11 protein-coding genes and 1 pseudogene are annotated in these 10,995 nt (G+C 43.9%); 10 read left to right on the top strand and 2 right to left on the bottom strand.

Annotation, left to right across the window (positions count from 1 at the left end):
* The first annotated feature begins 174 nt into the window (after window positions 1–174).
* The 7 genes from glyQ (at window position 175) to AACP44_RS06895 (ending at window position 6,773) form a co-directional block, all read left to right on the top strand.
* Window positions 175–1,131, top strand: coding sequence for a glycine--tRNA ligase subunit alpha (glyQ, locus tag AACP44_RS06925; protein ID WP_339339747.1), 957 nt, complete (start codon window positions 175–177; stop codon window positions 1,129–1,131).
* Window positions 1,131–3,206 carry a glycine--tRNA ligase subunit beta gene (glyS, locus tag AACP44_RS06920; RefSeq protein ID WP_339339746.1) on the top strand — a complete coding sequence of 692 codons (2,076 nt, stop codon included), beginning with the start codon at window positions 1,131–1,133 and terminating at the stop codon, window positions 3,204–3,206. Before glyQ ends, glyS begins: the two co-directional genes overlap by 1 nt.
* Before the next feature lie 8 nt (window positions 3,207–3,214).
* Entirely contained in the window at window positions 3,215–3,766 is a 552-nt protein-coding gene (gene gmhB / locus AACP44_RS06915) for a D-glycero-beta-D-manno-heptose 1,7-bisphosphate 7-phosphatase (RefSeq protein WP_339339745.1), read from the top strand.
* Window positions 3,763–4,497: a lysophospholipid acyltransferase family protein gene (locus AACP44_RS06910; protein WP_339339744.1), complete on the top strand. Its 735-nt coding sequence runs from the start codon at window positions 3,763–3,765 to the stop codon at window positions 4,495–4,497. Before gmhB ends, AACP44_RS06910 begins: the two co-directional genes overlap by 4 nt.
* A gap of 66 nt (window positions 4,498–4,563) precedes the next feature.
* A complete protein-coding gene (locus AACP44_RS06905) occupies window positions 4,564–4,962 on the top strand; it encodes a DUF3127 domain-containing protein (protein ID WP_339339743.1) in 399 nt (132 codons plus the stop codon).
* Window positions 4,963–5,024: 62 nt separating this feature from the next.
* Entirely contained in the window at window positions 5,025–5,288 is a 264-nt protein-coding gene (locus tag AACP44_RS06900) for a hypothetical protein (protein ID WP_339339742.1), read from the top strand.
* 162 nt (window positions 5,289–5,450) lie between these two features.
* On the top strand, window positions 5,451–6,773 hold the full coding sequence (locus AACP44_RS06895) for an MFS transporter (protein ID WP_339339741.1): 1,323 nt from the start codon (window positions 5,451–5,453) through the stop codon (window positions 6,771–6,773).
* Between the two features lie 96 nt (window positions 6,774–6,869).
* Here AACP44_RS06895 and AACP44_RS06890 read toward each other — a convergent pair whose 3' ends face one another.
* Together AACP44_RS06890 and AACP44_RS06885 are read right to left on the bottom strand one after the other, a co-directional pair.
* Window positions 6,870–8,108: a TPM domain-containing protein gene (locus AACP44_RS06890; RefSeq protein WP_339339740.1), complete on the bottom strand. Its 1,239-nt coding sequence runs from the start codon at window positions 8,106–8,108 to the stop codon at window positions 6,870–6,872.
* A gap of 29 nt (window positions 8,109–8,137) precedes the next feature.
* Window positions 8,138–8,827 carry a LemA family protein gene (locus AACP44_RS06885; RefSeq protein WP_339339739.1) on the bottom strand — a complete coding sequence of 230 codons (690 nt, stop codon included), beginning with the start codon at window positions 8,825–8,827 and terminating at the stop codon, window positions 8,138–8,140.
* Window positions 8,828–9,321: 494 nt separating this feature from the next.
* On the opposite strand from AACP44_RS06885, the gene AACP44_RS06880 reads away from it, so the two are divergent.
* The 3 genes and pseudogenes from AACP44_RS06880 (at window position 9,322) to AACP44_RS06870 (ending at window position 10,906) form a co-directional block, all read left to right on the top strand.
* Window positions 9,322–9,789, top strand: a complete 468-nt coding sequence (locus tag AACP44_RS06880; RefSeq protein ID WP_339339738.1) for a hypothetical protein — start codon at window positions 9,322–9,324, stop codon at window positions 9,787–9,789.
* A 38-nt stretch (window positions 9,790–9,827) separates the two neighbouring features.
* A pseudogene (locus tag AACP44_RS06875) lies at window positions 9,828–10,037 on the top strand (RHS repeat-associated core domain-containing protein); the annotation flags it as partial.
* A 392-nt stretch (window positions 10,038–10,429) separates the two neighbouring features.
* A complete protein-coding gene (locus AACP44_RS06870; protein WP_339339737.1) occupies window positions 10,430–10,906 on the top strand; it encodes a hypothetical protein in 477 nt (158 codons plus the stop codon).
* Window positions 10,907–10,995: the final 89 nt, after the last annotated feature.

Below are 10,995 nucleotides of genomic sequence, written 5' to 3'. Positions count from 1 at the left end.
CCGGACGAAGAAATCGGAATCATACCGTTTTCCTAGCGCTACAGAAATGCTAATTACCGACTTTTCACCAACTATAGCAATAGAACCTTAGGCCCAACTGCCTGTATAATGGCCAGCCTTTGCCATCACTGATGGCGGCAACACAACTATTATAAATACACCAAGAGCAATAAAGTGACCACGCCAACAGCAACGCCGTCAAATACCAAGACCTTCCAGGGCTTGATTCTCGCTTTGCAGCAATATTGGGCAGCCCAAGGCTGTGTGATTTTGCAACCATTGGATATGGAAGTCGGAGCGGGCACGTTTCACCCCGGCACCTTTTTGCGCGCCATTGGCCCTGAAAGCTGGAATGCCGCTTATGTGCAGCCTTGTCGCCGCCCTACGGATGGCCGCTATGGCGAAAACCCCAATCGCCTGCAGCATTACTACCAATATCAAGTAGTGATGAAGCCCAACCCTGCCAATATTCAAGCATTGTATCTGGATTCACTGCGCGCTTTGGGCATCGATCCTTTAACTCACGATATTCGTTTTGTCGAAGATAACTGGGAATCACCTACTTTGGGCGCTTGGGGATTGGGCTGGGAAGTGTGGTTAAACGGTATGGAAGTCACTCAGTTTACCTACTTTCAACAGGTAGGCGGGCTGGAATGCTATCCCGTAACCGGTGAAATCACTTATGGCCTTGAACGTATCGCCATGTATTTGCAGGGCGTCGACAGCATTTATGATCTGGTCTGGACCGAAGGCCCCGAAGGTATCGTTACCTACGGCGATGTGTTCCACCAAAATGAAGTGGAAATGTCGACCTTTAACTTTGAAGAAGCCGATATTGAACAACTATTTAACCACTTCGATCACTACGAGGCAGAAAGCCAGCGCTTGATTGAAAAAAGCTTGCCCTTGCCCGCTTATGAAATGGTCATGAAAGCCTCTCACGCTTTTAACTTACTCGATGCCCGCCATGCTATTTCGGTCACCGAACGCCAGCGTTTTATTTTGCGGGTTCGCACTTTAGCTCGTGGCGTAGCACAGGCTTATTTTGATGCCCGTAAAAATCTGGGCTTCCCCCTTGCGCCGGAGCATTTGCGCAACGAAGTTTTAGCCGCCACGGGGGACGAATCATAATGTCTGACTTTCTAGTTGAAATTGGCACTGAAGAATTGCCGCCTACAGCGCTGTTAACCCTGTCCAAGCATTTTACCGAGCAAGTAAAAAAAGGCGTTGCGGCTGAAGCGCTCAATTTTTCCAACATAGAAAGCTATGCCACACCACGCCGTTTGGCGGTGGTTATTAGCGGCATCGATGCAAAAACACCGGAAAAAAACATCGTCGCTTGGGGTCCACCGAAAAAAATTGCCTATGATGATAACGGCAAGCCCACTAAAGCGGCCGAGGCTTTTGCTAAAAAAAATGGCATCAATATTGATGATGTCCAAGTTGAACATGACGGCAAAGCGGACAAGCTAGTTTATCGCTCGATTAAACCGGGCAAAGACGCCACTGAGCTTTTGCCGGCTATCGTACAAGCCGCTCTGGATAAACTGCCTATTGCCAAGCGGATGCGCTGGGGTGCCAGCCGTACCGAATTTGTTCGCCCGGCACAGTGGCTGGTTATGATGCTGGATGACCAAGTCATTGACTGTGAAATCCTAGGCTTTAAAGCCGGCAATATCACCCGCGGTCACCGCTTCCACTGCGATAGCCCATTAGAAATTGCCAACCCTTCTGCCTATGCTTCGCTATTGGAAAGTCGTGGGCATATTATTCCGAGCTTTGAAAAGCGTCGCGAGATGATTCGGGAGCAGGTAACGACTGAAGGTGAAAAAGTCGGTGGTATTGCCGTTATTGGGAATGATTTACTCGATGAAGTCACCGGTCTGGTTGAATGGCCTGTTGCTTTAACCGGTAGTTTTGAATCACGCTTTTTGGATGTTCCCGCTGAAGCATTAATTTCTTCAATGAAAGAACACCAAAAATATTTTCATATAGAAAACAACGACGGCGACTTACTGCCGCATTTTATTACCGTCTCTAATATTGTCAGCAACGACCCCGCCCAAGTTATCAGTGGTAATGAGCGCGTGATTCGCCCGCGCCTGAGTGACGCGGCGTTCTTCTTTGAAACTGACAAAAAAATTAAACTCGAAGCCCGTTTAGAAAACCTGAAAAACGTGGTTTTCCAAACCAAGCTCGGCAGCCTTTATGACAAAACCCAACGGGTATTATCATTGGCCGCGGATATTGCCAACACCATTGGCAGCAATCCCGACCATGCTCGTCGTGCTGCCGAACTCAGCAAGACCGATCTGGTTTCCGATATGGTATTGGAATTCGATAAGATGCAAGGTATCGCCGGCTGCTATTACGCGCTGGCCGATGGTGAACCGGCAGAAGTCGCCAACGCTATTAAAGATCAATACCTGCCGAAATTTGCCGGTGACCAATTACCGGAAAGTTTAACTGGCTGTGCTATAGCACTGGCCGATCGACTCGACACCATCGTCGGAATTTTTGGTATTGGCCAACCGCCGACTGGCTCAAAAGATCCTTTTGCGCTTCGTCGCGCCACGGTTGGCGTATTAAGAATCATTGTTGAAAAACAACTGGATATCGATTTGCGTGAGCTATTACAGCAGGCTCAACAACAGCATAACCATCTCCCTGCAGGCGATGGGCTCGTCGATACAGTGCTGACCTATATGCTCGAACGCTTTCGCGCCTGGTATGAAGAAGAAAATATTTCAGCTGAAGTGTTCCTCGCTGTTTCTGCTAAAAACCTATCGCAGCCGTTAGATATCAATCAACGGGTACAGGCGGTACATAGCTTTAGCCAATTGGCCGAAGCGCAAGCATTGGCGGCTGCTAACAAGCGTGTGTCTAACATTCTTGCCAAGCTTGATGACGAAGCCGTTATTGGCGCTGTTGATACCAGCCTGCTAGTAGACGACGCTGAAAAAACTCTGGCCGAGCTAGTACAGAGCAAAGCGGCTGTGGTTGAGCCCTTATTTAAGCAGCGCCAATATAAACAGGCGCTTGCTAATCTGGCCGATTTACGGGAACCTGTTGATAAATTCTTTGAGCATGTAATGGTAATGGTCGATGATAAGGCGCTAAAAAATAATCGTCTGGCGCTATTAAAACAACTCCGTGATTTATTTTTAGAAGTAGCGGATATTTCACTGCTGGTACCGGCAAAATAGGTATTACAGTGAAACTCATCATTCTCGATAGAGATGGCGTAATTAATCAAGACTCCGATCATTTTGTAAAAAGTGCTGACGAGTGGATGCCTATTTCGGGTAGCATTGCCGCTATCGCTCGCTTATCCAAAGCGGGTTTTACCGTTGTCGTCGCTACCAATCAATCCGGCTTAGGCCGCGGACTATTTCAGCCTGCCGATCTGGAAGCCATGCATAAGAAAATGCATACCATGGTGAAGGCGGCTGGTGGTGAAATTGCCGCTGTCGTTTATTGCCCGCACCATCCGGATGAAAATTGTGATTGCCGAAAACCAAAAGCGGGCTTGATCACGCAAATAGAACAACAACTGACTATCTCGGCTAAAGGCGCTATCACTATTGGCGACTCCCTGCGTGATTTACAAGCTGGCCTTAAAAAAGGCTGTATCCCCGTATTAGTTAAAACCGGAAAAGGACAAAAGACGTTGCAAACCATTATTACCGAACAACAACCTGAATTTCATAATTTAGCGGTCTATAACGACCTTGCCGCTGCCGCCGATGCGATTATTCCATCATGATGATACTGCTCGCGCTACGCGCCTTACTGTTTTATATCGGCTATTTATTAACCATTGTCTGGTTTGGCATTACCGGTGTGTTATTTTTTAGTTTTCTACCTTATGCCATTCGCAGCCGTTATGTTTTGCTTTGGAACCGGCTGATAATTTTCTGGCTGCGCTGCACCTGTGGTTTAAAAGTCATGGTGGACGGTGCCGAAAACTTACCCTCAACACCTTATGTCGCGCTTTCCAAGCATCAGAGCTCGTGGGAAACCTTTTTTCTACAAAGTTTTCTAGCGCCGATTTCTACTGTGCTGAAACAGGAATTATTACGCCTACCATTTTTTGGTTGGGGTTTGCGTTTAACCGACCCAATAGCCATTGATCGTGGCAGCCCCAAAAAGGCGCTAAAACAACTGCGCGAACAAGGCAAAAGGCTGTTAGCGAAAAATATTTCCGTTTTGGTTTTTCCGGAAGGCACTCGCCGCCAAACCGGACCAGAAACAAAATATGCCAGAGGCGGTGCAAGCCTTGCTGTAGCATCGGGCGCTCCAGCAGTGCCGATTGCACATAACAGTGGCGAGTATTGGCCTTCCGGTGGTTTTATAAAATACCCCGGCACCATTACCATTAAAATCGGCAAGCCGATCTCATCGACAGAAAATGATAGCCGGCAAATTACTGAACAGGCCAAGGCATGGATTGAGTCTGAGGTGAAAAAAATGACCCGACGGACACAGCCTGTTTAAATCGGTTTTATCCGCGTTATAATCATCGTAATCCATCGACCCTCCCAACAAAAAAGGCCAGACACCATGTCAAAAAGTTTTGAACTTCAGGGACAGATACACTCCATTGGCCAAACCACCGAATACGGCCAAAACGGATTTACCAAACGGGAATTTGTTATCAAGCTAACTGGCGAGGGCGAAAATGAACGCTATCCCAATTACATTGCCATGGAACTCATTAAAGATAACTGCGCCTTAATGGATAACTATACTATCGGTGATAACATTACCGCCCACTTTAATTTTTCTGGCCGGCTATGGTCAGGCAATGGCGGCCCAGAAAAATGTTTTACCAGCTTACAAGCTTGGCGCATCGAAAAATCAGCAGGCGCGGAGATGGGCGCCTATGATCAAACGCCACCACCGGCAAGCTTTGATCAATCGGCGCAGGTCGATAATTTTGACGATGATATTCCGTTTTAAATGACAGATTGAATAGTTCTAACAGCAGAATGAAAATTCAGTGGTTAATAACAAGTCTATTTTTGTTGCTCAGCTTTTTTGCCTTGTTGTCCTTCAACAAAAACGGCGAAATACTAAAAAGCATGGCAGGGCAGGTGCAAAAGTGTGGCGCCTTAAGCGGGGGAAATGCCAACGCCCTATCTCATGCGACCATTAAAACGGAGCAGGGCAACTATATTATTGCTACGTTAAATAATTGCACGCCTGACTCAAAAGTGACTGTGCTTATTAAGCGCGGCGCGCTGTATTTTAATACGGTATATGCGGCAGCAAACCATCATCACTGAAAAATCTTATTCGCATCTTTTTATTATTGTTTCACTCTTCTCTTCCTATAGATAAATCCATCGACAACCAAGCGTTGACTTGCTCTGTTACCAAAGTTGCCGTAGCCTATGGTTTCACAAAAATAACAATAAGTACTTTGCAGTATATTCATTGGACTTGCTATGACAAATCACAACAAACCAAGCAAGCATTATCGCACAATGGTGCTTGCGCTTCTTACATTGGTATATGGGTTTAATTTTATTGACCGCCAGATTGTTGGTATTTTAGCACCGTTTATTCAGGAGGATCTTGGGCTGACCAATACTCAACTGGGTTTGCTGATTGGCTTGGCCTTTGCCACATTTTATACCTTAGTCGCTATTCCTCTTGCTTGGTTAGCAGATCGCTATAACCGAGTGAATATTCTTTCAATTGCCTTGGCCGTGTGGAGCGGGTTCACTGCATTAACTGGTTTGGCGGGTAATTTTTTACAGATCGGTCTCGCGCGTATGGGCGTTGGCATTGGTGAAGCCGGCGGTAGTCCGCCATCCCATTCCATTATTTCCGATTTGTACCCCAAAGAGGAGCGGGCAGGTGCATTGGGTGTCTACTCAATGGGTATTCCTCTAGGCGTTATGACAGCCTATTTTGCCACTGCATCGCTTATGGGCGCGTCCGGTGACGAGGTGAATTGGCGGCGTATCTTTATATTCCTTGGTCTGACAGGTATTGCTCTAGCGGTGGTTGTACGGCTGCTATTGCGTGAACCTGTGCGCGGTGCCATGGAATTTGATAACCACGCCGATATTGTACAGCCGCCCTTTGCTGAATCGTTAAAGAGCCTACTTAAAATTCCAGCTTGGTGGTCAATGTGCTTTGGTATTGCCTTTGGCTCTTTCGTGTCGTATTCCTTTGGAGCATTTCAGACCAAATACTTGGTGATGCTAGACCCCAATTTTGATTTTAAAACGCTAGTGATTATGCTTGGTGTAATTAATGGCACTACCTATGCCGCTGGCGTTTATTTTGGCGCCAAGTTGACTGACATATGGGGTGCTAAAACTATTCGTGCCTATGGATGGTTGCCGGCAATGGCTATTAGCCTATGCCTGCCAATTGGCGTAATGTCATTTTGGGTGTCATCGGTGTGGACTCACTTGGTATTCATGACATTTCTGTTATTGTTCTTAGGCATTTATTTGGGCCCGAGTTTCGCTATCGCGCAGACCTTAGCGCCAGTCAATATGCGCGCCATGTCCACCGCCTTATTTTTCTTTATTCTTAATATGATTAGTCTCGGTGGTGGCCCCACGTTCACCGGGTGGATGATAGATGTGTTTAAGCAAGGCAATACCGATATCACGGCCATGCGTTATGCTATGACAGTGACCTTCGGTATGTTTATACCATCGATCGTTAGTTTTATGATCGTTGCTAGGGTATTACCCAATGATTGGGCCGCGGCGGAAAAGCGTAATCAGGCATTAGCTAAAAGTGCATAGGTTTTATTATGGCACGGTGACATAAAAGGAAACTCAAATAGGATAAAAATAAGTGCCGCGTTTTTTAGTCGTTTGGTGAAGCCTGTTTTAGTGATTTTAAGGCGGCATAATCCCATTCAATCTTACGGGCACTCCGCCTCGATGGATAACCGCCCAGATTTTTTCTCCCGGTCTTGATTGATTCATCAATGGAAAAACCCTATCGTGATTGATGACTGTCTGCCCCATCCATGAAACTATTTGATCGCCATATCTGAAGCCCAGCCTATAAGCTGCCCCCCCAGGCTTAACCCAATCGACATAGGTTTTTTTATCGTACATGGTAATTACAGACATTTTCCATCTTAGCTTTTTCGCATTCAGTGGATGAGGATAGCGATATTCATCGAATGTCCAATCGCCAAATCCAAAACCATAATAGTTATAAACCCCTGGCATTAAGTGCCATTCATTATTGTGGTTAAATCCTATTAGTGAAGTCATGCTAGCTAAATCTAGCCGCCATGCCTCTTCCTCAAAAATCAAAAAATATGGAGAGCACTGACGCTGTTCAACTCGGTAGCGAACCACCGCCAGTTTGAGCAGTATCCGCTCTTTATCTTGCTCACAACTAGAAAATGTTTTTGCAATATTATCCATTTGCGCCGCCGTCATTACCCAGCGCTTCATGGTTTCGCGAGTGGCTTTAGAATAAATATCCAAATCAGAACGAGCATCTCGATTTTTCATGGCCTGGTGATAAAGGCCGACTATCTCTGTTGGTGTCAGATTATTGGTGTTTACCCTGACGGTTTTCCGGCTTTTATAGTTAGCTATTGCTTGTTGCCCCGCACCAATGTTTGCTGCCGTTTGCGCCCCGCCGCCAACTGATGTTGCCCTTGAGGGCGGCAGAAATTCCATACCCCGCTCAGCCTCTTGGGCGCGAGTAAATATCATTTCTGAAGTGGCTAAAATACCCGTTAATATGTGTCCTTTTGCAAAGTAGGGCACCATCTGGCGCGTCTGTAAATAAGCAATAAAGCTATCGGTGTAAATAGGCTCAAGGGATGTCGATACCTCGACTCTGACTTGATTCTGCACTGGATCTAAAACAAGCAACAAGCCTCTGCCAGTTTTGCTTGATGTGCCGATATGAAGCTGCCGAAAGGCTTGATTGGTGTAGAGACTTAAATTCTCTTCCGTCGTGGTTGTTAAAATACGGTAATCAATATCATGCTTTTCGAGCAACCTCTGATGATATTGTGATAGTGATGCCTCGCCATTATCGGTGAAGATATTCGCTTGATCATAAACCTTGGAGGCGTAAATTATTGACGAGGAGATGAGCGCCAACAACCCCAAGCACCATTTGAGATGGCCGCGGATCATGGCTCAAAATCAACCGTCAATGGCTCTTTGCTACTTTCATCAGCACGAAAATAGGCTTTGCGCTCTAATCCTGCAAAGTCAGCAATCAACTTTGCAGGTATTTTGCTAATGCTGGCATTAAAGTCACCCACCGCATCATTGAATATCATACGAGTGACATTAATACGGTTTTCCGTTCCCTCAAGTTGCGCTTGCAGTACAATAAATTGATCGGAGGAGCGAAGTTCGGGGTAGTTTTCCACAACCCCCATTAACTTATTAATATTTTGCCCGACTTTTTGTTGCTCGGTGACCAGAGATTTCATAAACGCTTGATCAGCCAGCTTTGTTTTTATTTGCCCGGAAAATGACGTCAGCTCGCCGGTGGTTGATAAGGATTCTAATGCTGAAACAATTTCAGATAATCCGCCGGCACGCTTGGAGGACACATCACTAAAAACCTGTTGTTCATGTTCCATATATGACTTAATGCTGGATACCAAGTTGGGGATCAAATCAATACGGCGTTGCAGGTTACTCTCAACCTGAGCCCAGCTTGATAATACCTCTTCCTGTTTGGTTATCAGGCTATTGTAGCTGGAAACTAGAAAAGTTATTCCGCCCAATAATATTATGCCCAATAATATTGCGCCAAGTCCTATACCAAACGCAGCAAATCCTAAAAATATACTTTTATCAAATTCCATCTTTCCTATCTCCTTTATTGGTGGGCTTGCCATATGACTCATTGTTGGTAAGAGTTGTATCTTTTCTTTTGAATAGTGTTAGCGGTAATTTAAAACGAGTATACGATATAGTTAACAGGCTAGCTTATATTTCAGCAGACGTAGAGATTTTTTTTACGCTAACCGCGTCACCGTTAAATCCTTCTCATCAAAAGGACTATGTGAATAAACACATTATGCATAAGCTGAAGTATTTGGCCTTAATGTTATTTATGTGTTTACTTTTTACAAAGAAGAATCTGGAACATATAGATTTCTTTAATGCTTTAGTACTATTTATTTCTTTTTAGGTATGTGAATAACTAGTATGCAATGCTATAGCGGCTTATTAAGTTTGTAACTGTTGTTTGGGCATTATATTTTTCCTGTCTGACCATAAAGATTCTTGAGGATTTGAGGCAGCAGATTGTATATCAGTAATTGTTCATTTTAATAGCATTTCGCCAGAGGCCAACATGATAGCAATGTCTACCTTAAGACCATATGAACAGATATTTAGTCATTACGACATGAGAGGCTATGACATCCTTAACAAAAAATCTGATATCTATAAATCTTTTATCTTCAATCATGGTTTCGATGGGGATTATCAATTTGTTGTAGAATTTTACGATGATGGTGATGTCAATATAGTTGCTTATTTAACTGATAATGGAAATGAGTTAAACTTTTTTTATATAAGTTATTCAAGGCTCGATTATAAATCTGAGGAGGATTTTATTTCTGAGCTTGATAATGATCTTGGTTGTTTATACGGTAATAACACTAAAATAACTATGAAAAAAACATTGTTCTTTATAGGTTTCAATTGTTATTACCATGATGATGATCGTTGGGAGTTTTTCAAATCCAATTCTTATCTAAGATATGGAAATTTTTCATTCCCAAGGAAAAAAGACTATACGCTTTTTACTAACTGCTAACTACAATACAGCGAAAATAGAAGTCCCGCAGCCGTTTTGCAGGACAGTATTTTGATACTGAGAGTGGACTGCACTATAACTATTTTAGGGATTATGACCCGACTATTGGGATGTACTTGCAGAGTGATCCGATAGGGTTGCAGGGTGGGTTAAATACTCATGGGTATGTTAATGGAAATCCGATTAGCTTTATTGATCCATATGGATTGTTACGACAATCAAACAATAATCCCTCCGCCCCCTTTTAACAAGAGGTTTTGTAGCCAGTTTTTGGCTCATAACCGTCGTCCCTCTACTACTGAAGTATTAGATACTTGCCTATAACTAACAGATAGAATCAAACGCTTGTCAGGGCTTATGCAAACAAAAAGTCTACTTTTTTGTTTGTTACCTAAACATTAGGCTTTTCGCCCAGCCTAATCGCTCACTTACCTGGGCGTTTGATTGAGGAGCAATAAATGTCTTATAAAACATTAGTCATTGGCGCATTAGCTTCGTTAGATTGGGGCACTAAGTGGTGTAGACCTATTCAGCAACTAGATCGTATTTCCAATGTTTATAAAGGAGCTGTTGCTGGAGGCACTACTAGAAACGCAGCGGGCAATGCTTCTGGCTCCAGTACTTGCGGGAGTTAACAATAATGATTTCTGATGTACTAAGAAGCGCCTGGTCTAGACTAATTCATAGCGGCAAAACCTACCTTTATGATTTAGAAGTTTTTGCATTAAAAAATATGCTTATTTTTTTGGATGGGAGCGATAGAAAGAATTTCCTTCAGCAGCTGAATAAACTGGATTTGGTGCAGCGTAGCCCTGATGGCAAAATTGTTGCTCTCTATGAGTCAAGGGATGCTTATTTTAAGTTTTGGGGCGACATATTGTTAACAAACAAAATGGGAGGTTTTTTAGCATATAAAATAAAACTTACAGGAGATGTTTGTCCTAAGAAAAACTTAACTGTAGAAGTTTTTTTCCATAAGGGGCGAATCTCTAGTATTGAATACAAAGGAAAAATGGCTTGGCCAAAGACACAAAAAAAAGTGCGGTTAGTGAACTTGGATTGGTCGGTTTGTGATGATGGCGCATTAACAATTATCAGCTCTGAATTATTACTGTAAAAATAATACTTAGCAAAAAGGCGCACACTTGATGTTTATAGAGCCTTTTTCGCCTCTCACAGTTTTATAGTTGACAATATTATTATGAA

The sequence above is a fragment of the uncultured Oceanicoccus sp. genome (assembly GCF_963968385.1).
Lineage (GTDB): Bacteria > Pseudomonadota > Gammaproteobacteria > Pseudomonadales > Dasaniaceae > Oceanicoccus.
Note: the sequence above shows the minus strand (reverse complement) of the source record. Positions and strands in the feature narration are given on the sequence as shown.